We start from the raw sequence: 22,332 nt of genomic DNA, 5'->3' as shown, positions 1-22,332 counted from the left end.
ACCTGCGCGGTTGTCCCAGGGCAGCGGCCGGGGACGTCCCGGCCCGGCAAGGGAAGGACCATCGCTCATGTCCGTCGTCATCGTGGGTGCCACCGGCCACCTGGGCCGCCTCACCGTGGAGGAGCTGCTGGAGCGGGGGACCCCGGCCGAGGGGATCGTCGCGGCGGGCCGCGACGCCGGGCGCCTGGCGTCGCTCGCCGAACGCGGGGTGCGCACGGCGCGCGTCGACCTGGACGACCCGGCCACCCTGGCGCCCGCCTTCGCCGGGGCCGACACCCTGCTGCTGATCTCCACCAGCGAGCCGGGCCGCCGGGTGCCCCAGCACCGGGCCGCGATCGAGGCGGCTGCCGCCGCCGGGATCGGGCACATCGTCTACACCAGCGCGCCCCGGGCCGACGACACGGTGCTGGTGCTGGCCCCCGACCACAGGGCCACCGAGGAGCTGCTCGCCGCCTCGGGGATCGCCCACACCGTCCTGCGCAACAACTGGTACCACGAGAACTACGTGCCGCAGCTGCACGCCGCCCGCGACCACGGGGAGTTCGGCGGCAGCGCGGGGCAGGGACGGGTGCCCAGCGCCGCCCGACGCGACTTCGCGGCGGCCGCCGCCGCGGTGCTCGCCGACCCGGCGGCCCACGCGGGCGCGGTGTACGAGCTGACCGGCGACACCGCCTGGACCTACGCCGAGCTGGCCGACACGCTCTCGGCCGTGCTGGGCACCGAGGTCGTCTACAAGGACCTGTCGACCGAGGAGCACGTGGCGTCCCTGGTCGGCGCCGGTCTCGACGAGGGGACGGCCTCCTTCGTGGCCGCCCTGGACGGCAACATCCGCGACGGTGCCCTGGGAGAGCCCACCGGCGACCTGCGCCGCCTCATCGGCCGCCCGTCCACCCCGATCGCCGAGACCCTGCGCGACCTGCTCTGACGGGTCGCGCGGCGGGGCCGGCCGGATTCCCGGCCGGCCCCTTCTGCCTCACCGCCGCTTCAGCAGGGCCCGCATGTGCTCCATGTACGCCTGGGCCTGCTCGCGGTCCGCGAACCGCGGCGGCGCCTCCGGGAGGTCCGGCCTGCGTTCCGCGGGCAGCAGGGCGTACGCCTCCACCAGGTCGGCGTGGATCCTGTCGCACTCGCGTTGCAGCGCCTCCAGCATGCGCTCCTCGGCCGCGGCGAGCTCCTGCCGGGTCCCGTAGGCCGGGGGCTCACCGCCGGACCTCTTCCCGAACCACCGTTTCAGTCCCATGGGCCGCCGCTCCCTTCCCGATGTCGCAGCGGCCCATTATTCACCCCTCGGCTCATTCACCCCTCGGCCAGGACGCGCTGGGCGATGCGGAACGCCGAGTTGGCGTCCGGGACGCCGCAGTAGATCGCGCTCTGCAGCACGACCTCCTTGATCTCCTGCTCGCTCAGCCCGTTGCGCAGGGCCGCGCGCACGTGCATGGCGAACTCCTCGTGGTGGCCGCGGGCGATGAGCGCGGTCAGGGTGATCATCGACCGGCTGCGCCGGTCCAGGCCCGGGCGGGTCCACACGGTGCCCCAGGCGTAGCGGGTGATGAACTCCTGGAAGTCGGCGGTGAAGTCCGTGGTCGCGGCGACCGCCCGGTCCACGTGGGCGTCGCCCAGCACCTCGCGGCGCACCGCCATGCCCGCCGCGCGCACCTGCTCCTGGGTCGGGGAGCCCGGATCGGTCGGGGCGGCGGAGGGTCCCGCGAAGTGTCCGCGCAGCAGGGCGGCGACCCGGTCCGGGGCCTCGGCCGGGGCCAGGTGGGCCACCCCGTCCAGGACCTCGACCCGGCCGCGGCGCACCCCATGGGCGAGGGCCTCCAGCGAGACGGGCGGGGTGGGGCCGTCCTCGGCGCCCGCGACCGCGAGCACCGGCGCGGTGACCTCCCCGAGCCGGTCGCGCACGTCGAACCCGGCCAGGGCCTCGCAGACCAGCGCGTAGCCCTCGGCGTCGGCGTCCTGGAGCACGTGCAGCAGCGAGGCGACGACCGCCGGCTCGCGCTCGGCGAACCCGGGGGCGAACCACCGCTTCGCCGACGCCTCCACCACGGCCGGGGTGCCCGAGGCGCGGACCGTCGCGGCCCGCTCGCGCCACCCCTCGGGCTCGCCGATGCGCGCCCCCGTGCACAGCAGCGCCGCCGAGCGCACCGCCTCGGGGGAGTCCAGTAGCAGGTGCAGGCCCACGGCCCCGCCCACGGAGTCGCCCGCGTAGCAGAAGGAGCGGTCGGCGTCCCCGCGCGCCGCGGTCACCCCCCGGGCGAACGCCAGCACCCCGTCGGCCAGTTCGGCCAGGGTGAACGGCGCGTCCGCGGCCGGGGCGCCGCCGTGCCCGGGCAGGTTCCAGCCCACCACGTGGAAGGCGTCGCCGAGCCGTTCGGCGGCCGCCGACCACAATGCCGCGGCCGAGGTGCCCAGCGAGGGGCCCACGAGCAGCAGCGGCCGGTCGGGCCCGCCGGCGAGTTCGACTCCGGTGATGTGCGGGATGGTCATGTGTCGGTCTCCATGAAGCGGTCGGCGCGGACCAGGACGGCGTCGACGAGTGCGTCGGCGGCGCCCGCCGTCCCCTCCGCGGGTTCGGTGCCGGCGCCGGCGAACGCGGCGACGGCGCGGGCCTCGGCGGCCAGCCCCTCGCGGGCCCCCTCGGCGGTGGCCGCCATCCGGTCGGCGTCCACCCGCAGGCCCGCCAGCAGCTCCCCGGTCTGGGAGGCCGCCACGGCGGTGCGCCGGGCCAGGGTGCGCAGGGCCGCCCACTCGGCGTGCCAGGCCCCGTCCGGGCGCTCGTCCACGGCCAGCGCCGAGGCCAGGTGCAGGGTCGAGGCCAGCGGGGGAGCGGCCAGGGCCGCCCGCCGGACGAGCACCGACAGCACCGGGTTGCGCTTGTGCGGCATGGTCGAGGAGCCGCCGCGCCCGTCGGCGGCGGGCTCGGCCACCTCGGCGATCTCGGGCCGGGACAGGGTGGCGACGTCGGCGGCCAGCCTCCCCCAGGCGTCGGTGCAGGCCACCAGGGCGTCGCCCAGGGCGGTGACGGTGCCGCGCGAGGTGTGCCAGGGCGGTGCGGGCTCCAGCCCCAGCCGCCGCGCGGTCGCGGCGGCCAGGTCCGTCGCCGCGGCCACCGGGTCGGCGGCGCCGCGCGCCCGGGCCAGGTCCACGACGGCCGAGAGGGTCCCGGCGGCGCCGCCGACCTGCACCGGGAACCGGAGCCGGTCCAGGGCGTCGGCGGCGTCCAGCACCCCGCCCAGCCACCCGGCGGCCTTGAGCCCGAAGGTGGTGGGCACCGCGTGCTGGGTGAGGGTGCGCCCCGCCATCACCGTGTCCCGGTGGGCGTCGGCCAGCCCGGCGAGGTGGCCGGCCTGGCGGCGCAGCTCCGAGCGCACCCGGGCGACGGTGTCCCGGGCGCACAGCACCAGCGCGGTGTCCACCACGTCCTGGCTGGTCAGCCCGCGGTGCACCCAGGCGGCGCCGGGGCCGTCGGCGCGTTCGCGCAGCAGCCGGACCAGGGCGATGACGGGGTTGCCGCCGCCCTCGGCGGCCCGGGCCAGGTCGGGCAGGTCGTCGGCGCCGACCAGGCCGGAGAGGTCGGCCGCGGCCGGGGCGATCCCCGCCCCGGCCAGCGAGTCCGCCCAGGCCTGCTCGACGGCGACCATGGCCGACAGCCAGGCGCGTTCGGTGAACAGGTCGCCCGCGCGCTCGTCCCCGGGCCAGAACAGGTCGGTCATGGCGTCCGCGTCCGGTACCCGGCCAGGTCCAGGAACACGGTCTCGCCCTCGCCCTGGAGGCGGATGTCGAACACCAGCCCCTGTGCGTCGCGGCGGGCGACCAGGGTGGCGCGGCGCTCGGCGGGCAGCGAGGCCAGCAGCCGGTCGGCGGCCAGCGCCGCGGCGTCGTCGGGCAGGTAGGCGCGGGTGAACAGCCGGTCCGTCAGCCCGCGCGCGAACACGGTGACCGCGAAGAACGCCGCCGCCCCGGGTTCGGCGGGCCCCGGCTCCAGGGTGCTGAACGTGTACCGCCCGTCGCTGCCGGTCGAGGCGCGCCCGAACCCGGTGAAGGTCCACCCGTCCCGGCGCAGCGACCCCGGCTCGCGCGGCACGGAGCCGTCCGGCCGGGCCTGCCAGACCTCCACCAGGGCGTCGGGGACCGCGTTCCCGGCGCCGTCGGTGACGAGCCCGGTCAGCCGGACCGCCCCGGCCGAGCCCGGCGGCACGAGGTCGCGGTCGCCGTCGTAGGGCAGGCCGTAGTGGAAGAACGGGCCGACCGTCTGTCCCGGGGTGGCGCGCAGCCGCGCCCCCTCGCCGGTGGTGCTCACGCGTCGTCCCCTTCCTCTTGCTCCATGAGCGTGCCGTGCGCGCCGCCCAGGACGATGTCCCACCGGTACCCGGTCGCCCACTCGTGCGTGGTCAGGTCGTGGTCGTAGGCCGCCACGAGCATCTCCCGGTCCCTCGGGTCGGTGACCGACTGCAGGATCGGGTCCAGCGCGAACAGCGGGTCGCCCGGGAAGTACATCTGGGTGACCAGCCGCTGGGCGAACTCCGTCCCGAACAGCGAGAAGTGGATGTGCGCGGGGCGCCAGGCGTTGTGGTGGTTGCGCCACGGGTAGGGCCCCGGTTTGATCGTCTGGAACCGGTAGTACCCGTCGTCGTCGGTCAGGCACCGTCCCGCGCCGGTGAAGTTGGGGTCCAGCGGGGCCGGGTGCCGGTCGCGCTTGTGCACGTAGCGGCCGCCCGCGTTGGCCTGCCAGATCTCCACCAGCTGGCGGCGCACCGGCCGCCCGCGGTCGTCGGTGACCCGGCCGGCGACGACCATGCGCTCGCCGATCGGCTCTCCCGACCCGCCGATGGTCAGGTCGGCCTCCAGCGGGTCCACGTCGCGCTCGCCGAAGCAGGGGGCCCAGCGCTCGATGGTCTCGGGGTCGGTGTGGTGCGGGTCCTTGGTGGGGTGGCGCAGCGCGCTGCTGCGGTAGGGCGGGTAGTCCAGGGCCGGCTGGGGCGCGGCGCCGCGGGCGCGGGCCTCCTCGATGGCGGCGATCTCCTCGCTGACCACCGACTGGGGCTCCAGGCCGGACGCCGTGACGGGGGTGCTGTTCATGGCGGGAGGCTACGGCCGGTGGCGGGGTGGCGTGGCTCTCCTTTCCGCTCAGTGGAAGAATGTCCCCCATGGCGGGGAACACCGGTACGCCCGGGGCGACCGTGGCCGGAAGGGTCATGGCGGTCCTGGGCGCCTTCGACGAGCACCACCGGCGGCTGTCGCTGTCGGCCATCGCCCGGCGCGCGGGGCTGCCGCCGCCCACCGCGCACCGGCTGGTCGGGGAGCTGGTGCGCCACGGGGCGCTGGCCCGCGAGGAGGGCTCCTACGTGGTGGGCCGCCGCCTGTGGGACATCGGACTGCTGGCGCCGGTGCAGACCACGCTGCGCGAGGCGGCCTCGCCGTTCCTGCACGACGTGTACGCGACCACCCTGGCCACCGTGCACCTGGCGGTGCGCGACGGCGACGAGGTGCTGTACCTGGAGCGGATGGCGGGCCGGGCGTCGGTGCCGGTGGTCAGCAGCGTGGGCTCCACCCTGCCGATGCACTGCACCGGGGTCGGCAAGGTGCTGCTGGCGTACGCCCCCGAGGACGTGCGCGCCCGGGTGCTGGGGTCGCTGCGCCGGGTCACGCCGTACACCGTCACCCAGCCCGGGGTGCTGCTGCGGCAGCTGGAGCGGGTCCGCCGCGAGGGGTACGCCACCACGGTGGAGGAGATGACCCTGGGGGCGTGCTCGGTGGCGGTGCCGGTGCGGCGGGGCGAGGAGGTGGCGGCGGCGATCGCGGTCGTGGTGCCCGCGCTCAAACGCGACCGGGGGAGGCTGGTCACGGCCCTCCAGGTGGCAGCGCAGGGCATCTCCCGCAGGCTGTGACCTTTCACCTGCGGTTTTTCACTGAGCGGAAGGAAGGGTTCCGCATTCGGTGCTGTGACACGGTCCAATGGCGGTCATGACCCAGATCACCACCACCGACGTGGCCATCATCGGCGCCGGCCCCGCCGGCATGCTGCTCTCCCACCTGCTCGCCGCCCAAGGGGTGGAGTCCGTCGTCATCGAGGCGCGCTCGCAGGAGTACGTGGCCTCCCGCATCCGCGCCGGGGTGCTGGAGCACTCCACCGTCGAGCTGCTGCGCTCGGTGGGCCTGGCCGACCGCCTGGAGGCCGAGGGCGACGAGCACCGCGGCATCCACCTGCAGTGGCCGGGGGAGCGCCACCACCTCGACTTCGTCGACCTCACCGGCCGCAGCGTGTGGATCTACGGGCAGACCGAACTGCAGAAGGACCTCATCGCCGCCCGCACCGCCGCCGGGCAGCAGGTGCACTACGAGGCCGCCGACGTCGCCCTGCACGACCTGCGCACCGAGGCCCCCTCGGTCACCTTCGCCGACCCCTCCGGGGCGCCGCACCGGGTGCGGGCGCGCGCGGTGGCGGGCTGTGACGGGTCCTTCGGGCCCAGCCGGGGCGCCGTCGGCGCCGACCTGCGCAGGACCTGGGAGCGGGTCTACCCGTACTCGTGGCTGGGCGTGCTGGCCGACGTCGCCCCCTCCACCGACGAGCTCATCTACGCCTGGCACCCCGACGGGTTCGCTCTGCACTCCATGCGCTCGTCCACCGTCAGCCGCTTCTACCTCCAGGTCCCCAACGGCACCTCCGCCGACGAGTGGAGCCACGACCGCATCTGGGACGCGCTGGCCGCCCGGCTCGGCCACGGCCAGGACGGCTGGGAGCTCGAACCCGGGACGATCACCGACACGAGCGTGCTGCCGATGCGCTCCTACGTGCAGACGCCGATGCGCGACGGCCGCCTGTTCCTGGCGGGCGACGCCGCCCACATCGTCCCGCCGACCGGCGCCAAGGGCCTGAACCTGGCGGTCGCCGACGTGGCCCTGCTCGCCCCCGCCCTGGCCGACCTGGTGCGCGGCGACAGCCGACAGGCCGACGCCTACTCCGACACGGCGCTGCGCCGGGTCTGGCGGTGCACCCACTTCTCCTGGTGGATGACCACCATGCTGCACACGGGCACCGACCCCTTCGACACCCAGCTGCAGCTGTCCCAGCTCCGCTGGGTCGCCACCAGCGAGGCGGGCGCCACGGGACTGGCCGAGAACTACGCGGGCCTGCCCCTCGGCTTCTGACCCGGGCCCGGTGGTCCCGAGTGCCGCGTGACCGCACCCGGTGGGCGTCCTCCGGTCGGCGGGGCGCGGACACCGGGCGGGCCCGCCCATCGGCGTCGAACGCGTTCTCGAACCGGCTCACCACCCGGCGGCACGGTGGTTCGGGGACGCGCTCGCCGCCGGCGGCGCGCCCGGTCCCGACCGGCCGTGCCGGGGACCGGCGCCGGGCACCGGCGTTCGACGGGCGGTGCGGCCATGCGGTCGGCCGGGCCCCGAGGCCGCCGGCCGGACCGGCGATCACGAGCGCCGCGGGCGCGGGTGCAGTAGGGTCGGGGCAACGCGATGACGGAGACGAGTAACCGCGGGACCGCGTGGACCCAGAGAGCCGCCGGCGGCTGGGAAGGCGGCTTCACGCCCCGGGGTGAAGACCCTCCCGAGTGCGGGGAGGAACGGTCCGGCCACCGGGCCCGATGCCCCGCCGGCCGGCCCCCGTGACCGGGCCCGAACGAGGCCGCCGCTCCGTCGGCGGCGAAGGCGTGGTGGCACCGCGAGTTCCCTTATCGCCCACGCCCCCAAGGGATCATTCCGAGGTCCTCGGAGGACTTGAGATGATCCGTTCCACGAGCCGTACCCTGGTCCGCGACCTGCGGCGACATCTCGGCGAGACGGTGTCGGTCCGCGGCTGGGCGACCACCCTGCGGCGACAGAGCCGGATGCAGTTCGTCGTCGTGCGCGACCACACCGGCACGGCCCAGATCACCCACCGGCGCCGCGGCGCAGGCGACGCCGTCGAGGCCGCACTGGAGTCCCTGACCGCCGAGTCCGCTGTGCGGATCACCGGCACGGTGGTCGACAACCCTGTCGTCAAGCTCGGCGGCCTGGAGCTGGTGCCCCACGAGGTGGAGGTGCTCAACAGGGCCGAGGCGCCGCTGCCGATCGACGACCGGACGGGGATCGAGCAGCGCCTCGACCGGCGCTTCCTCGACGTCCGGCGCCGCCCTGAGGCGGGACTGCTGTTCGCCGTGCAGACGACCCTGGAGCAGGGCATGCGCGAGTTCGCGTACGCCGCCGGGGCCACGGAGATGCACACGCCCAAGCTGATGGGCGCCGCCTCCGAGTCGGGGGCCGACGTCTTCGCGCTCGACTACTTCGGCCGTTCCGCGTACTTGGCGCAGTCGCCCCAGTTCTTCAAGCAGATGGCGATCGCGGCGGGGATCGACAAGGTCTTCGAGGTCGGACCGGTGTTCCGCGCGGAGCCGTCCTTCACCTCCCGGCACGCCACCGAGTTCACGGGCGTGGACGTGGAACTGGCGTGGATCGACGGGGTCGAGGACGTGATGTCCTTCGAGGAGCGGATGCTCGCCCACGCGCTGGCGAAGGTCGCCGAGGCGCACGGCGACGCGGTCGCCGAGCGCTTCGGCACCGACGTCGCGGTGCCGGAGACCCCCTTCCCCCGGATGACGATGGCCGAGGCGCAGGAGGTCCTGCGGCGCGGCGGCTGGGACCCGGAGGGCGCCAAGGAGGACCTGGACCCGGAGGGCGAACGGCGCCTGGCCGCGCACGTCGAGGAGGAGACGGGGCACGAGTTCGTGTTCGTCACGCACTACCCCGCGGCGATCCGGCCGTTCTACCACATGCGCTCCGCCGAGCGCCCCGACCTGACGCTCGGCTTCGACCTGCTCTGGAAGGGGCTGGAGATCACCACCGGCGCCCAGCGCGAACACCGCCACGACGTGCTGCTGGAGCAGGCGGCGGAGAAGGGGCTGGGCACCGGACCGCTGCGCGACTACCTCGACTGCTTCCGTTACGGCTGCCCGCCCCACGGGGGGTTCGGCATGGGGCTGGCCCGTGTGCTGATGGTCCTGCTCGGCCTGGACTCCATCCGGGAGGCGGTCTTCCTGTTCCGGGGACCCCACCGCCTCACCCCGTGACCCGCGCCGTCCCCGCCCGCGGCCCCGCGGGCGGGGACGGCGTCCTCCGCTGTGGAAGCGCCCGCCCCCGCCGCGGGGACGGCCGCGCACCGGGCCGACCGGGGGCCGCGGCCTCGTACAGTGGTGGTTTCACCCCGGGCGCGCAGGACCTTCCGCGCCCCGTGACCGAACACGAGCCCCGCACCGGCGGGGACACCCGGAGGGAACCCCTTGTACCTGGCCCGCATCAACCTCGACCCCGCGCGCAGCAGCGGCATGGACCAGTGGGCGGCCATGGGCCAGGCCGTGCGCAGGGCCGTCGACCCCGACCCCGCGTCCGAGGCCCGCGTGCTGTGGGCGCGCACCTCGCCGGGCACGCTGGTGATCAGCTCCGACACCGCGCCCGCCTGGGGCAAGGTCCCCGGCGCGACCTCCGCCGCGATCCACCCGCTGTCGCGGCACCCCGAGGGCGAGAGCGTCCGCTGGGAGCTCATCTCGGCGCCCACCGCCCGGCGCGGCAAGCGGGTCCCGCTGGCCGAGGACGAGTTCGAGGACTGGCTGTCCGGCAAGTTCGCGGGCGCGCTGGACCTCACCTCGGCGAAGTGGAAGCGCCTGGGCGGCAGGCCCGCCCGGTACCACTTCACGGGGGAGGCCGTGGTGCGGGACAGCGACGCGCTCCAGGAGCTGTGCCTGAACGGGATCGGCGCGGGCACGGCCACGGGCGCCGGGCTGCTCCTGGTCAGTCCGCTGGCACCGCAGTAGGCGGCCGCCCGGACCGCCCCGCCGAGGGGCGCGGGCCGGGCGGTCAGTGGGCCCGGCCGGCGAAGACGACGGAACGGGAGCCGGTCCCGCCCGTGCGGTCCTCCAGGGTGAGCGTGTACACCCACCACCGGCCCGACTCCGGTGACGGGCAGGAGTCCGCGACGCTCGTCGCGAGGAGTGCGGGGAGCCCGACCTCCTCACCGCCCCGCTCCGCCAGGGCGGAGGGGCCGGACTCCTCCCAGGGCGACGCGGCGTGGCGGCAGGTCGAGGAGACGCTCAGGTCCAGCGGCCCGCCCGTCCCGTTGATGACCTCCACTCCCCAGGTGACCCGCTCCTCCCCGCCGACGTCCTCGTGGGAGATGCCCAGCAGCTGGATCCGGATCCCGTCGCCGTACTCGAAGGGCCGGTTCGCCGGTACGAGCACGGACCTGGCACCCAGGACGAGGGTGACGAAGAGGATCACGAGCACGAGCGCGATCCACGGAGCGAATCTCCGCAAGGCGTCCTCCGGGGGGTCGGGGAGGCGGGGCACCGGGGAAGCGTACACACCGCGGCCCGTAGGCTCCTCCGCGCCTCCGGGCCGGGCGGTCAGGGGGTCTCGCCGCTGAGGACCCGGGCCACGGGCCGGCGGGCCGCCAGGCGCGCGGGCAGGGCCGTGAGCGCCACCGTCGCCGCGAGGGTCGCCAGCGCCGCGCCGAACAGCCAGGGTGTGGGGGCCTCGACCGCGTTCCGGGCGGCGAAGAGCGAGAGCACGCCGTCGCCGATGAAGAGGCCGACGGCGGCGCCGGGCAGGCCGGGCAGGAGCTGGGCGACCGCCAGGCCCGCGGTGATCTGCCCGGGGGTGGCGCCCAGCGCCCGCGCGACGGCCATGCTCACCCGGGCCTCCAGGGCCGTGGTCCACGTGGACGCGACGGTGTTCACGACGGCGAGCACGACGAGCAGGACGGTGACCACCGTCAGCAGGCGGTGGTCGTGGACGTCCCGGAGGTTGGCCAGGTCCGAGGAGCCGTACACGCCGTAGCTCCGCACGGTCTGGACGGAGAGGGTCAGCGAGGCGGTGAGGGCGATGACCGTGGTGGCCGTGGAGCACGCCTGCAGCACGGCGCGGCCCGGCCGGCGGGCGGTGATCCGCAGCCCCAGCATGAGCGGCGCGGGCAGCAGCGCGGACAGCGCCGTCAGCCGGGAGCGGTCCTGCGGCCGCCGCGCGGTGTCCGCCAGGACGGCGGCGGTCGAGGCGCGCAGGGTCCGCAGCGCGGGACGCACGGTGGCCAGCGCCGCCACGGCCACGGAGAGCACGACCGTCACGGCCACGGCCGTGAAACCGGGCCCGGCGGCCTCCCCGATCCGGCTGGCGGTGGGTGCGGCGACCGCCGGGAGGGCCAGGCGGGCGATCACCAGCCCCAGCGCGTTCGCCAGCAGCGCCAGGGCCAGGAACTCGGTGAACAGCACGGCGGCGACCAGGCCGGGCGTGGCGCCGACGGCCTTGAGCACCCCCGCCCGGCGCGTCTGCTCGACGATGCGCCCCGCGGCCAGCACCGCCACCCCGGTGACGGCCAGGAAGCCCAGCAGCCAGCCGCCGACGGTCAGGATCGGCCGGACGTTGCGGAGCAGGACGGCGTCCTGTTCGGCCATGGACCGCCAGCTGCGGTACGCCACCCCGGGGACGGGGGAGGCGTTGGCCTCGATGAACTCCTCGGCCAGGTCCGGGTCGCGCAACCGCAGGTGCAGGGCCGTGGCCACGGGGAGGTCCCGGGCGGCCAGCTCCCGGGCGTCGGCCTCGGTCAGCCAGGCCAGGCCGCTGTAGTCCGTGGGTCCGCCGCCGGGGCCGACCTGTGCCGCCCAGGGGTAGACACCGGTCGCCGCGGTCACGGCGATCCCCACGACCGGGTACGAGCGGTCGGCGATGGTCACGCGGTCGCCGACGCCCGCGCCCAGGGCGGTGGCGAAGCCCCGCTCCAGCACCACCCCTCCGGGGCTCACCCAGTCACCCGACGTCAGTAGCGGGCGGCCGACCTCGCCCGGGGTCTCGTCGGCCCCGTGCACCACCACCCGCGAGTCGTACCCGCGCGCCGTGAGGGTGGCGTAGACGACGGGGAAGGGCCCGTTGTGGGCGACGACCTCGGGCTCCCGCGCCAGCGGGGACAGGTCCGGGGCCGGGGCGAGGTCGGTCTCGGCCGCGAGCACCACAACGTCCGGTCCGGCCGTGGCCTCCCGGGTCTGCATGTACAGGGACTCGGTCTCTCCGCGCAGGGACAGCCCGGTCGCCGCGGCGGCCGTGGCCACGGTCATCGCGAGCACCAGGATCACCGCCTGGGCCCGGTGCCGGCGGATCCCGGCCCAGGCGAGCCGGGCGACGAGTACGACGCGCCCCATCAGTCCTCCAGTCCGACCAGGCCGCCGAGCCACCCGGTGCCCGTGCCCGCCAGCCGGGTGTCGTCGACGAACATGCCGTCGCGCATCGAGACCACCCGGTCGGCGACGGCCGCGACCCGCTCGTCGTGTGTGACGATCACCAGGGTCTGCCCCGCGGCGCGCAGCTCCTGGAAGATCCGCAGCACCTCCAGCGTCGCCGCGCTGTCGAGGTTGCCGGTCGGCTCGTCGGCCAGGACGGCCAGGGGCTCGTTGACCAGCGCACGGGCGATGGCGACCCGCTGGCGCTGCCCGCCGGACAGCTGCGCGGGCAGGTGCCCCGCCCGGTCCGCGAGTCCGACCCGCTCCAGCAGGCGGCCCGCGCGGCGACGGGCCTCGCGCCGGGAGCGCCCCGCCAGCAGGGCGGGCAGCTCCACGTTCTCCGCCGCCGACAGCTCCTCCACCAGGTGGAAGGCCTGGAAGACGAAGCCCGCGGACCGGCACCGCAGCCGGGCCAGGGCCCGCTCGTTCAGGGTGTCGATGCGCCGCCCGGCGAACCACACCTCCCCGTCCGTGGGCCGTTCCAGTCCGCCCAGCAGGTGGAGCAGCGTGGACTTCCCGCAGCCGCTGGGCCCGGTGACGGCCAGCATCTGCCCCTCGGGCACGTCCAGGTCGACCCCGTCGACGGCACGGAACCCGCCCTGTCCCTGACCGTGGCGCTTCACCAGGCCCCGGGCCCGGATCACGGCACTCGACACGTTCATCTGTCCTCGGATTCGTCGTCGGTTTTCGACCAGGCCCGCTCGCAGGCGGCCAACCAGCGCAGGTCCGCCTGCAACCGCAGGACGACCCCCTCCAGCAGCAGGACGCCGGGGGAGTCCGCGGGCTCGGCCAGCGCCGCCTGCTGCACCTCGTGCAGGCGGCGCAGCAGTTCGCGGCGCTGCGCCGCCACGAGTTCGACCGGGTCGGCCAGCCGGGCCGCTGCGGCCGCGACGAGCTTCAGGTGGAACTCCGCGAGGTCGGGCTTGGGCCAGCTCACCTCGGCCAGCCAGGCGGCCACGCGCTGCTGCCCGGCCGGCGTGAGGGCGTAGACCTTGCGGTCCGACCGCTCGGGGAGGCCGTCGTCCGCCTGCTCGCAGACCACGAGCCCGGCCTTCTCCAGCCGGCCCAGGGTCACGTAGATCTGGCCGGGGTTCATCGACGCGCCCAGCGGTCCCAGGCTCTGCTGGAGCCGGGCGCGCAGTCGGTACCCGTGCGACGGCTCCTTGGCGAGCATCGCCAGTACTGCGTCCTGCACTCTGCCCCCTAACGGTTAGCCAATAGATAGCGGTTATCCGATCCGGGTGTCAAAACGTCCCGGTCGTACGGGTCCGTCCGCGGGGGAGGGGGGAGAGGGGAGGGGAGGCCCGGAGGCCGGGGCCGGGCGGCCCGCTCCCCGGCCCGGCACACGACGGCGCCCGCGCCCGGAGCCTGTCGGCAACGGGCGCGGGCGCCGGGCCCGCCGCCGCGCCGGGGGAGCCCCCGGGCGGCGCGGTCGTTCTACCGCCGGACCACCGGGTGGCCGCTGGCGATCGAGATGCGGTTGAACGCGTTGATGAGCGTGGTCGTCCACTCCACCGCGGAGATCTGGGCGGTGCTCAGGTGGGCGGCCGCGCGGGCGTTGACGGCCTGCCGGTCGACGGTCGGGTCGAGCACCGTCAGGGACTCCGCCAGCTCGAACGCGGCCCTCTGCGCGTCGGTGAACAGGGTGGTCTCGCGCCAGGCCGGCAGCACGTCCAGCGTGCTCTGCTCGACACCGGCCTTGCGCGCCTTCGCGGCGTGGATGCTCAGACAGGTCGGGCACCCGTTGATCTGGGACACCCGGATGTTGATCATCTCGATGAGGTCGTCGCCCAGCCCGGCCTCGTTCGCCGCGGTCCGGGAGGCGGCGGCCGCCTTGACCATCGCCCGGTAGACCTCGGGGTGCTCCTTGTCGATGTAGGGGCGTTCCGCGCTCACGCGTCGCCCCCGCCCCTGACGGTCTCCTCGACCAGGGCCAGGTCGGCCGGTCTGGGCCGGCGGAACCGCCCGCCCCCGGCCGTGTACTCCTCGCCGTGCTTCTTCAGGTGCGCGGCGAAGAGCGGGCACACGGGCACGACGGTGAGGTTCCCGCGGACCGCGTCGGCCAGGGCCTCGCGGACGAGCAGCCTGGCCAGGCCGCGGCCGCCGAACTCCGGGGCGACCTCGGTGTGGAAGAAGACGCGCTCGCCGGGGGCACCGGGCGGGTCGACGAAGTCCGCGCGCCCGGCGAGGGCGCCGTCCTGCGTGCTCACGGTGTAGGCGCTGACGGCGCGCGTCCGGTCCAGGGCTATGGACACGGGGGCGCCCGTCCTGTCGGTGTGCTGTTCGGTCATCTCGGCTGCCTCTCTGCGGGGACGGTGCCCGGCCGGGTCGGTGGTGGGGACGGCGGGAGTGGTGGGTGCGGTGGTCGCGTTGGTTCGTGCGCCCGTGCGGGGCGGGTGGCGGCCGGGCCGGCGGGACCGGCACGGCCGACGGGACAGGCGGCGCCGGTCAGCCGTTGAGCTGCGCGTGGGGCGGCGGGTTCTTGCGCGGCCGCATCCGGACCGGGGGCAGCTCCGGGGCGGGGATCCTGGACATCCCCTCGCGGTTCCTGCCCGGGCCGCCGTGACCCACGTACCCCTCGACGCGGCCGAACCGCTCGCCCTGGGCCTCCCACTCCTCGCGGTACCGGCTGATCTCCTCCGTCGTCCGGCCCAGGAAGTTCCACCACATGACGACCTCCTCGCCGAAGGGGGCGCCGCCCAGGAGCACGAGCCGGGCCGGCTCGGAGCCCCCGTTGGCGACGCGCAGCGTCCGGGCGCCGATGCCGGTGTAGCCCAGGGCGTCCTTGGGGACGTGCACCCCTTCGAGGGTGACGCTCCCGCCCGTGTCCACCAGGAGCCCGTGCTCGAACCCGGGGTCGACGGAGAGGGTGAGCTCCGCGCCGGGGTCGAGGCGCAGCTCGGCGCCCACCAGCGGCGTGTACGTGGCCACCGGCGACCGCGAGCCCAGCAGCGAGCCGAGGAAGACCAGCGCGGAGCCCCCGGGGAACCCGACGGGTTCGGGGACGAAGTGCTCGAACCCGCGCTCCGGGCTGTGCCTGGCCTCCTCCGGCAGGGCGACCCAGAGCTGGACCCCGTGGAGTCGGCCGGAGTCCGCGGTGGAGGTCTCGGAGTGGCAGATGCCCGCCCCCGCCGTCATCAGGTTGACCTCCCCGGGGAGGACGTCCGCGCTGTGGCCGCCGGAGTCGATGTGGGCGATGGCCCCCTCGAACAGCCAGCTGACCGTCTGCAGCCCCGTGTGCGGGTGCGGTGCCACGTCCATGCCGCCGGTGGCCGCCACGTCGTCGGGGCCGTAGTGGTCGATGAAGCACCACGCCCCGATCAGCGAGCGCTGGCGCTGCGGCAGGGTGCGGCGCACGTTCATCGCGCGCGGCCCGCCCAGGGGCACGTCGCGGGCGGTGATGATCTCGACCGGCACTCCGTCCTCGCGTGCGGCCAGCGGCCCGGGCAGGCCGCCGTCGGCGCACACGTGCGTGTCCGGCCGGGTCTCTTGGTTGGTCATCGCGCTCTTCCTTCTGGTCGGCGGGCACGGACTCGGTGTGCACGGAGACGGTTCCGTGCTCCCTCCGCCCCGGGCGGTGTGAGGTCCCCTTCGGTGCACCGCGGTGGGGGACGGGACGGGCCGGACGCCCCGCGCCGACGGCCCCGTCTCCCCTGACGGTGCCGCGCGGAGTCCGGGACGGCCCGTGCCGGGCGTACACCCTCCCCGTCCCCTCCAGGCGGGATCCCCGCCGTGGTGTTCGGTCAGTCCGGCTGCTCGGCCATGTGGTCCGAGACGCGCCTGGTGAGCCGGGCGAAGGTGCTGAGCTGGTGCGGCGTCAGGGCGTCGATGAACAGGCGGCGAACGTGCTCGACGTGCTGGGGCGCGGCGTCCTCGATCGCCTCGTACCCCTCCGGGGTGACGACGACGAACGCGCCGCGGGCGTCGTCGGGGCAGTCCTCCTTGGCCACCAGCCCGCGCTTCGCCATCCGGGAGACCTGGTGGGACATGCGGCTCTTCTCCCAGTGCACCAGCCTGGCCAGTTCCAGGAAGCGCATCCGCCCGCCCGCCTCCGTGAGGTTGGCGAGCACGATGTAGTCGGAGGCGGACATCCCCGAGTCGGCCTGGAGGAGCCTGCCCAGGCGCCCCAGCAGCGTCTCCTGCATCCGGATGAAGCCGTCCCAGGCCGCCTTCTCGTCCGGGGCCAGCCAGCGCGGCGTCGCGTTCATGGGCGCAGTGTAACGAAGTGGTTGACACCTCATCCACTTGAACCCGATCGGCGCCGGTGCGCCCCCGGTGGGGAGGCGCCCGCCGACCCGCCCGCCGACCCGCCCGCCGGGCCCCGCTCCGGTGCGCGGGCCGGCAGGCCGCGGCGGTCCCGCCGCCGAGGCCCGGCGGGCGGCCCCGGTCAGCCCTCGCCGTTCGCCCGGGGCGCCGCCTCCTCCCGCCACCGCAGGGGGTCGTCCTCCAGCGCGGTGCGGTCCCAGCGCCCGAGGTCCGCGGCGGCCTCGTAGGTGGCGCGCAGGAACTCCGCGACCGCGCGGTCGGGGTCGGGCGCGGAGCGGGCGGCCTCGTAGGGGAACAGGAACTGTTGGTACTCGGTGCTGTAGTACGCGCCCTCGGGGCCGACCGGGTGGTCGGCGAAGCCCTCGGGTGCGGGGTAGGCGTAGGAGTAGAAGGCGCCCTCCTCGCCGCCGCCGGGCCAGAACCCGCAGCTGGACAGCTCCCGCGAGTACCCCTCGACCATGACCCAGTCCCCGCAGTTGGGGGCCCCGCCCGGGTGCGGCGGCGCCGACCGCCCGGAGAAGCGGGTGCAGGCGAGGTCCATGGCCCCCCAGAAGAAGTGCACCGGGCTGACCTTGCCGACGAAGTGCGACCGGAACTCGCCCATCACCCGGTTCGCCTGGAGCAGCTGGCGCCAGAACAGGGCGGCCGCCTCGCCGTCGTAGGAGGCGTGCTCGTGGTCCTCGGCGAAGGGGATGGCCGGGTCGACCTCGTTGGGCCGCGGCCGGATCGGCGCCTCGATCCCGAGCCGGTCGAGCATGTCCAGGACGCGGGCGTAGAACTCGGCGACCGCCATCGGCCGCAGCGGAAGGCTCTGCACGCCGCCGTCGCTGCTGCGGACCTCCAGCCGGTGGCCGATGAAGTCGAACTCGATCTCGAAGGCCCCCGAGCGGTGGGGGACGGCCGAGGTCGTCAGCCCGCGCGGGCTGACGTAGAGGGTCACCTGCCACCAGTGGTTGACCAGCGGTGTGTGGGCCATGCGGATCTTGCCCACGATCTGGGTCCACATGTGCAGGGTGTCGCGGGTGGGCGTCCAGTCCGAGACCCGCAGGACGGGCCAGTTCGTCGTCGACGGGCCGGTCATGGTCGTCACTTCCTTCGCTGTGTCGCCGGGGTGGCGGGGCGGTCGTGTACGTGTCCTGCGGGCGGGCGCCGCCCCGCCCCTCCCGCGGCGCGGGTGCGACGGCGGTGATCGACGCGCCCTCCGGATGGTAGATGATGAATCAACTTTTCGGTAGCGGGAATCCCCTGTACGGCGGGTTCCGGGGTTTCCGAGGCCTTGAGGTTGACACGTCAAGTACTGACCCTGAATAGTGGACGCGTCATCCACTTGGATGGAGCCGGGCCGCCCGCGCCGCGGGCGCCCGACACCGGTTCGCCGCATCGGCGAACCGGTGTGCCGACAGGATCGGGCGGCGCGGGGAGCCGGTCGATCGAACAGAGGGAGGGGCCGCATGGCGGTCGAAGTGAGGGACGCGCCCGAGGCCAAGCGCTACGAGGCCCGTGTCGACGGGGAGTCCGGGGTCGCGGGCGTCGCGGAGTACATCCGTACGCCGGAGCTCATCGCGTTCGTGCACACCGAGGTCGGTCCGGAGTACGGGGGCAGGGGGGTCGGGTCCGCGCTGGCCCGCGCCGCCCTCGACGAGGCGCGGGCCGCGAACCTGCGGGTGTTGGCGACCTGCCCCTTCTTCGCGGGCTGGATCGCCCGCCACCCCGACTACCAGGACCTGCTGTACCGGTCCCGCAGCAGGGTGGAGGACTGAGCGGACCGGGAGCCGCGCCGTGCCGCCGCGACGGGAATGGTTGAACGTTCAAGTGAGTTGACGGGGACATGAGCACACCGACACGTCTCGCAGCCGGCACCTCGATGGGCGCCGTCACCCTCAACGTCGCGGACCTGGACGCGATGACCGCCTACTACCGCGACGGGGTCGGCCTGTCCGTCCTGGAGCAGGCCGGGCCGCAGGTGACCCTCGGCCGCCCCGGCCGACCCGCCGTCGTCCTCGTGCACACCCCCGGCCTGCGCCACGCCTCACCGCGGGACGCGGGGCTGTTCCACACCGCGATCCTCTTCGACACGGAGGCCGCCCTGGCCTCGGCGGTCTACTCCGTCGCGCGCCTGCGCCCGGGGTCGTTCACCGGCTCCAGCGACCACCTGGTCAGCAAGGCGTTCTACTTCGACGACCCCGAGGGCAACGGCGTCGAGCTGTACTGGGACCGCGACCGCACGCAGTGGAGCTGGACCCACGGCCGGGTCGAGATGAACACCCTCTTCCTCGACCCGAACGCCTTCCTGCGCGACCACCTCGACGAGCGCGGGCTCGCCGGGGAGCCGATCGGGGACGCGCGGGTCGGCCACATCCACCTCTCCGTCGGCGACGTGGAGACGGCGCGCGACTTCTACTCCACCAAGCTGGGCTTCGACGTGACGCTGTCCCTGGGGGACCAGGCCGTGTTCGTCAGCGCCGGCGGCTACCACCACCACATGGCGATGAACGTGTGGAACAGCCGCGGGGCCGGGCGGCGCCGGCAGACCCTCGGCCTGGGGCGGGTGGACATCGAGGTGCCGTCACCCGACGACGTCGGCGAGCTCACCGAGCGCATGCGGCACTACCGCGTCCCGGTCCGCGACGACGGCCGGACGGTCGCCTTCGAGGACCCGTGGGCCAACGCCGTCCGCCTCAGCGTGGCCGCGACCCCGCCCGCCACGGCGGAGACCCCGACCCCGGAGCCCGGCCCGGAGGCCGAGCCGACCGGAACCGGCCCCGACCAGGACTAGAGCCCCCGGGCGGGCGGGTCACAGGGGCGGGGCGGGGAGCCAGGGGGCGATGGGGCCGAGGTCCAGGAGGGCGCTGCCGGCGGCGCGCTCGGCGGCGGCCGGGCGCAGGGCGTCGGCGGCGCGGCGCAGGGCCTCCGGGTGGCCGGCGAGGCGGGCGGCCTTGAGCACGAGGAGCCACAGCGCCTCCTGGAGGAGGTCGTGCGGGGGAGCGGGGACAGCATCCAGGAGGACCCGGGCGCGGTCGCGGTCGCCGGCGCGGACGGCGAGCCAGGGCAGGACCCAGGGTGCGTACGGGCCCGGGTCCAGGTCCGGGGCCGGGCCGGCCCCGCCGCCGTCGGGGAGGGACGCGGCCTCCAGGAGCGCCGCGGTGCCCTCGGCCAGACCGGCCATGCCGGAGCGGGCCAGGACCGCGGCGGCCTCGGCGGGCGGGCGGTCCTCGCGCATGCGGCGGTAGAGGGCCGTGAAGACCCCGGCGAGCGGCCGGTCGAACCGGTCGGCCAGGGCGTCCACCCGCTCCGCGTCCGCGTCCGCCTCGGCGAACAGCCCCAGCGCGCTGAGCGCCTGCATCCGGCTGATCCGCCCGTGGACCTCGAACGTCGCCAGGTCGTGGTCCACCGCCACGTCCACGACCTCCGCCGCCAGGTCGCGGCGCCGCCCCGCCAGCCCCGTGCGCCCGAACTCCTGCATCAGCCGCCCCGCCAGCGCCGTGCACAGCAGCCGCGGGTCCCCCAGCTCCCGGGCGATCCGCTCCGCCTCGCGCGCCTGCGCCCCGCGGTCCGCGGTGCCGCGGCTCTCCATCGCGACGGTCGCCAGCAGCCGCGCCCGCGCCGCCCGGCTCCCGCCGTCGCCGAGCCGGTCCAGGGTCCGCTCCGCCGCGGCGACGACCGCCGCCGCGCCCGCCGGGTCGTCCGAGCGCGTCCACACCCCCGGGACGTCGAACCGGCCGATGACGCGCGCCGTCAGTTCCGGGTCGCCGAACCGCTCGGCCGCCGTGATCGCCTCCAGCCGCTGCTCCGCCGCGGCCGCCACCGCCCCCGACACCGCCAGGTCGGAGATGAGCGCGGCCGTCGTCTCCAGCCGGCTGCGCGCCGGGACGGCCGCGTACGCTGCCGCGGCGTTCGACCACACGTCCCGCTCCGACGCCGGCGACCGCAGCGCCGGGTCGCCGCGCAGAATGCGCACCTCCAGCTCCGCCAGCCGGGGGTCGGGGTCCAGCCCGAGTTCGTCGACCAGCCGCGCGCGGGCCCCGGCGAGCGCCGCCAGGGCGTCGCGCCGCCGGCCGCCTCGGTACAGCCCCAGCGCCAGCAGCCGCCAGGCCTCCTCGCGCCAGGGGTGGGAGCCCACCAGGGCGCTCAGCGAGGCGACCGCCTCGTCGATCCGCCCGGTGTCCAGCCGCGCCCGGGCGAGCCGTTCGACCGTGCGCACGCGCAGCTCCGCCAGCCGGGCCCGCTCCGCCCGCGCCCATTCCGCGTCGGCGAACTCCTCGAAGGGCTCCCCGCGCCACTGCGCCAGGGCGTCGCCCAGAAGGCGGGCCGCCTCCTCGGGCGGCGCCCCGCCCGCCTGCTCCGCCCACCGCTCCGCCCGGCGGACGTCGACGCACTCCGGCGGCGGCCGCAGCGCGTACCCCGCGCCCTCGGTGACCAGCACCCGCGGCCGCCGCCGGTCGGCCTCGAGCGCCCGCCGCAGGTCGGAGACGAAGGTGCGCACCGCGCCCTTGGCGCGCGGCGGCGGGTCGTCCGGCCACAGCTCGTCGACCAGCCGCTCCACGCCGACCACCCGCCCGCGGGCGGTCAGCAGCAGGCAGAGCAGTTCGCGCTGGCGCCGGCCGCCCAGCGGGACCGGCCGCCCGTCGGCGCCGACGACCCGCACCGGGCCGAGGACGCGCAGATCCCAGGTGTGCACCGTCGTGACGCTAGCACCGGTGCCCGGCACCGGTACTGATCGGACACTGATCGGCGCCCGCGATGCTCGTCGGTGTCAGGCTCCACGCACCGAGAGAGGTATCCATGTCCCGCACCATCCCCGGCTCCGAGACCGTCACCGTCGAGGTGGCCCCCGGCGTCCCGATCACCGCCGCCGTCCTGGGCACCGGCCCCGCCGTCGTCCTGCTGCACGGCTTCCCGCAGACCCACCTGATGTGGCGGCACGTCGCCCCCGCGCTGGCGGCCGACCACACCGTCATCTGCCCCGACCTGCGCGGGTACGGGGCCAGCGGCAAGCCCGCCGAGTCCGGCCCCGACACCTACGCCAAGCGCACCATGGCCGCCGACATCGTCGCGCTGGCCGCCGCCCTGGGGCACGAGCGCTTCGCCCTGGCCGGGCACGACCGGGGCGCGTTGGTCGCCTTCCGCGCCGGGCTCGACCACCCCGGCACCGTCACGCACCTGCTGTCCCTGGACGTCCTGCCGACCCTGGACATGTGGGACGTGCTGCACGGCGCCGACGCCCGAGTGGCCTTCCACCTCTACCTGATGGCCCAGCCTCCCGGGTTCCCGGAGCGCATGATCTCCGCGGTCGCCGACGACTTCTTCGCGAGCTTCATCGACGGCTGGGGGGCCGACGACCGGGCGATCCCCGCCGACGTCCGGGCCGAGTACCTGCGGGCCTCGCGCGAGGCCGTCCCGTCGATCGTGGCCGACTACCGCGCCTCCGCCGGGATCGACCTCGAACACGACCGCACCGACCGCGCGGCCGGGCGGACCCTGGACATGCCGGTCACGGTGATCCAGCAGGACTGGGGCGCGGCGCTCGGCTACGACGCCGCGGGCCTGTGGGGCCGGTGGGCCACCGACCTGGAGCACCGCACCCTGGACGCCGGGCACTTCATGGCCGAGTCGGCGCCGGAGGAGATCACGGAGGCGATCCGCGCCCTGCTGCGCAGGTGAGCGGGCGCTCCCCGGGGGCGGGGCGTTCTTTGCCGATCCCGTACCGAACCGGGATGTGCCCGCGCCCCGCCCTCGGGGACACCTGACCCTGCCGCCGCGTCGGGATCCGAGCCCGTCGCGGCGCGTGCGCCCGCCCCCCACCGCCGACGGC

General features: G+C 75.7%; 23 protein-coding genes. 8 read left to right on the top strand and 15 right to left on the bottom strand.

Annotated features, from left to right (window positions below; translation table 11 throughout):
* The first annotated feature begins 67 nt into the window (after nucleotides 1-67).
* The gene (locus tag ACFVNO_RS21825) at nucleotides 68-925 is read left to right on the top strand and encodes an NAD(P)H-binding protein (RefSeq protein ID WP_378895311.1); all 858 of its coding nucleotides are present in this window, start codon (nucleotides 68-70) and stop codon (nucleotides 923-925) included.
* Between the two features lie 48 nt (nucleotides 926-973).
* On the opposite strand, the gene ACFVNO_RS21820 is transcribed toward ACFVNO_RS21825, so the two are convergent.
* From ACFVNO_RS21820 to pcaH, 5 genes are read right to left on the bottom strand one after another with little or no spacing between them, the layout of a single operon-like run.
* The gene (locus ACFVNO_RS21820; RefSeq protein WP_355258841.1) at nucleotides 974-1,240 is read right to left on the bottom strand and encodes a hypothetical protein; all 267 of its coding nucleotides are present in this window, start codon (nucleotides 1,238-1,240) and stop codon (nucleotides 974-976) included.
* 56 nt (nucleotides 1,241-1,296) lie between these two features.
* Nucleotides 1,297-2,490: a 4-carboxymuconolactone decarboxylase gene (pcaC, locus tag ACFVNO_RS21815; RefSeq protein ID WP_378895308.1), complete on the bottom strand. Its 1,194-nt coding sequence runs from the start codon at nucleotides 2,488-2,490 to the stop codon at nucleotides 1,297-1,299.
* Entirely contained in the window at nucleotides 2,487-3,716 is a 1,230-nt protein-coding gene (locus tag ACFVNO_RS21810) for a lyase family protein (protein ID WP_378895305.1), read from the bottom strand. Before ACFVNO_RS21810 ends, pcaC begins: the two co-directional genes overlap by 4 nt.
* Nucleotides 3,713-4,303 carry a protocatechuate 3,4-dioxygenase subunit alpha gene (gene pcaG, locus ACFVNO_RS21805; protein WP_378895302.1) on the bottom strand — a complete coding sequence of 197 codons (591 nt, stop codon included), beginning with the start codon at nucleotides 4,301-4,303 and terminating at the stop codon, nucleotides 3,713-3,715. Before pcaG ends, ACFVNO_RS21810 begins: the two co-directional genes overlap by 4 nt.
* Nucleotides 4,300-5,082 (bottom strand): protocatechuate 3,4-dioxygenase subunit beta, encoded by a 783-nt coding sequence (gene pcaH / locus ACFVNO_RS21800; protein ID WP_355258853.1) that lies wholly within the window; start codon nucleotides 5,080-5,082, stop codon nucleotides 4,300-4,302. The genes pcaG and pcaH overlap by 4 nt, the downstream gene beginning before the upstream one ends.
* A 68-nt stretch (nucleotides 5,083-5,150) precedes the next feature.
* Here pcaH and ACFVNO_RS21795 point away from each other — a divergent pair, with 68 nt between their 5' ends.
* The 4 genes from ACFVNO_RS21795 (at nucleotide 5,151) to ACFVNO_RS21780 (ending at nucleotide 9,803) form a co-directional block, all read left to right on the top strand.
* Nucleotides 5,151-5,891: an IclR family transcriptional regulator gene (locus ACFVNO_RS21795; protein WP_255646673.1), complete on the top strand. Its 741-nt coding sequence runs from the start codon at nucleotides 5,151-5,153 to the stop codon at nucleotides 5,889-5,891.
* 76 nt (nucleotides 5,892-5,967) lie between these two features.
* Nucleotides 5,968-7,152 (top strand): 4-hydroxybenzoate 3-monooxygenase, encoded by a 1,185-nt coding sequence (locus tag ACFVNO_RS21790; protein ID WP_378895298.1) that lies wholly within the window; start codon nucleotides 5,968-5,970, stop codon nucleotides 7,150-7,152.
* 587 nt (nucleotides 7,153-7,739) lie between these two features.
* Nucleotides 7,740-9,062 carry an aspartate--tRNA(Asn) ligase gene (gene aspS, locus ACFVNO_RS21785; protein WP_378895295.1) on the top strand — a complete coding sequence of 441 codons (1,323 nt, stop codon included), beginning with the start codon at nucleotides 7,740-7,742 and terminating at the stop codon, nucleotides 9,060-9,062.
* 210 nt (nucleotides 9,063-9,272) lie between these two features.
* On the top strand, nucleotides 9,273-9,803 hold the full coding sequence (locus ACFVNO_RS21780; protein ID WP_220561874.1) for a type I-E CRISPR-associated protein Cas6/Cse3/CasE: 531 nt from the start codon (nucleotides 9,273-9,275) through the stop codon (nucleotides 9,801-9,803).
* A 43-nt stretch (nucleotides 9,804-9,846) separates the two neighbouring features.
* On the opposite strand, the gene ACFVNO_RS21775 is transcribed toward ACFVNO_RS21780, so the two are convergent.
* From ACFVNO_RS21775 to ACFVNO_RS21735, 9 genes are all read right to left on the bottom strand, one after another.
* On the bottom strand, nucleotides 9,847-10,302 hold the full coding sequence (locus ACFVNO_RS21775) for a hypothetical protein (RefSeq protein WP_355258866.1): 456 nt from the start codon (nucleotides 10,300-10,302) through the stop codon (nucleotides 9,847-9,849).
* A gap of 89 nt (nucleotides 10,303-10,391) precedes the next feature.
* A complete protein-coding gene (locus ACFVNO_RS21770) occupies nucleotides 10,392-12,176 on the bottom strand; it encodes an ABC transporter permease (RefSeq protein ID WP_378895290.1) in 1,785 nt (594 codons plus the stop codon).
* A complete protein-coding gene (locus tag ACFVNO_RS21765) occupies nucleotides 12,176-12,916 on the bottom strand; it encodes an ABC transporter ATP-binding protein (protein ID WP_220561870.1) in 741 nt (246 codons plus the stop codon). The genes ACFVNO_RS21770 and ACFVNO_RS21765 overlap by 1 nt, the downstream gene beginning before the upstream one ends.
* The gene (locus ACFVNO_RS21760) at nucleotides 12,913-13,449 is read right to left on the bottom strand and encodes a PadR family transcriptional regulator (RefSeq protein ID WP_378895287.1); all 537 of its coding nucleotides are present in this window, start codon (nucleotides 13,447-13,449) and stop codon (nucleotides 12,913-12,915) included. Before ACFVNO_RS21760 ends, ACFVNO_RS21765 begins: the two co-directional genes overlap by 4 nt.
* Before the next feature lie 242 nt (nucleotides 13,450-13,691).
* The gene (locus ACFVNO_RS21755) at nucleotides 13,692-14,150 is read right to left on the bottom strand and encodes a carboxymuconolactone decarboxylase family protein (RefSeq protein ID WP_378895284.1); all 459 of its coding nucleotides are present in this window, start codon (nucleotides 14,148-14,150) and stop codon (nucleotides 13,692-13,694) included.
* Nucleotides 14,147-14,545: a GNAT family N-acetyltransferase gene (locus ACFVNO_RS21750; RefSeq protein WP_378895281.1), complete on the bottom strand. Its 399-nt coding sequence runs from the start codon at nucleotides 14,543-14,545 to the stop codon at nucleotides 14,147-14,149. Before ACFVNO_RS21750 ends, ACFVNO_RS21755 begins: the two co-directional genes overlap by 4 nt.
* A gap of 157 nt (nucleotides 14,546-14,702) precedes the next feature.
* A complete protein-coding gene (locus ACFVNO_RS21745) occupies nucleotides 14,703-15,755 on the bottom strand; it encodes a pirin family protein (RefSeq protein ID WP_220561866.1) in 1,053 nt (350 codons plus the stop codon).
* A 242-nt stretch (nucleotides 15,756-15,997) separates the two neighbouring features.
* A complete protein-coding gene (locus ACFVNO_RS21740) occupies nucleotides 15,998-16,462 on the bottom strand; it encodes a MarR family winged helix-turn-helix transcriptional regulator (protein ID WP_220561865.1) in 465 nt (154 codons plus the stop codon).
* A gap of 179 nt (nucleotides 16,463-16,641) precedes the next feature.
* Entirely contained in the window at nucleotides 16,642-17,601 is a 960-nt protein-coding gene (locus ACFVNO_RS21735) for a DUF5996 family protein (protein ID WP_378895276.1), read from the bottom strand.
* Nucleotides 17,602-17,971: 370 nt separating this feature from the next.
* On the opposite strand from ACFVNO_RS21735, the gene ACFVNO_RS21730 reads away from it, so the two are divergent.
* On the top strand, nucleotides 17,972-18,280 hold the full coding sequence (locus ACFVNO_RS21730; RefSeq protein ID WP_355258883.1) for a GNAT family N-acetyltransferase: 309 nt from the start codon (nucleotides 17,972-17,974) through the stop codon (nucleotides 18,278-18,280).
* A gap of 68 nt (nucleotides 18,281-18,348) precedes the next feature.
* On the top strand, nucleotides 18,349-19,296 hold the full coding sequence (locus tag ACFVNO_RS21725; RefSeq protein WP_378895272.1) for a VOC family protein: 948 nt from the start codon (nucleotides 18,349-18,351) through the stop codon (nucleotides 19,294-19,296).
* A gap of 18 nt (nucleotides 19,297-19,314) precedes the next feature.
* On the opposite strand, the gene ACFVNO_RS21720 is transcribed toward ACFVNO_RS21725, so the two are convergent.
* Nucleotides 19,315-21,198 carry a BTAD domain-containing putative transcriptional regulator gene (locus tag ACFVNO_RS21720; RefSeq protein ID WP_378895269.1) on the bottom strand — a complete coding sequence of 628 codons (1,884 nt, stop codon included), beginning with the start codon at nucleotides 21,196-21,198 and terminating at the stop codon, nucleotides 19,315-19,317.
* A gap of 104 nt (nucleotides 21,199-21,302) precedes the next feature.
* Between ACFVNO_RS21720 and ACFVNO_RS21715 the strand changes: the two genes are divergently transcribed.
* The gene (locus ACFVNO_RS21715; RefSeq protein WP_378895265.1) at nucleotides 21,303-22,181 is read left to right on the top strand and encodes an alpha/beta fold hydrolase; all 879 of its coding nucleotides are present in this window, start codon (nucleotides 21,303-21,305) and stop codon (nucleotides 22,179-22,181) included.
* Nucleotides 22,182-22,332: the final 151 nt, after the last annotated feature.

It is taken from the genome of Nocardiopsis sp. NPDC057823 (assembly GCF_042797335.1).
Taxonomy (GTDB): Bacteria; Actinomycetota; Actinomycetes; order Streptosporangiales; family Streptosporangiaceae; genus Nocardiopsis; species Nocardiopsis changdeensis.
Note: the sequence above shows the minus strand (reverse complement) of the source record. Positions and strands in the feature narration are given on the sequence as shown.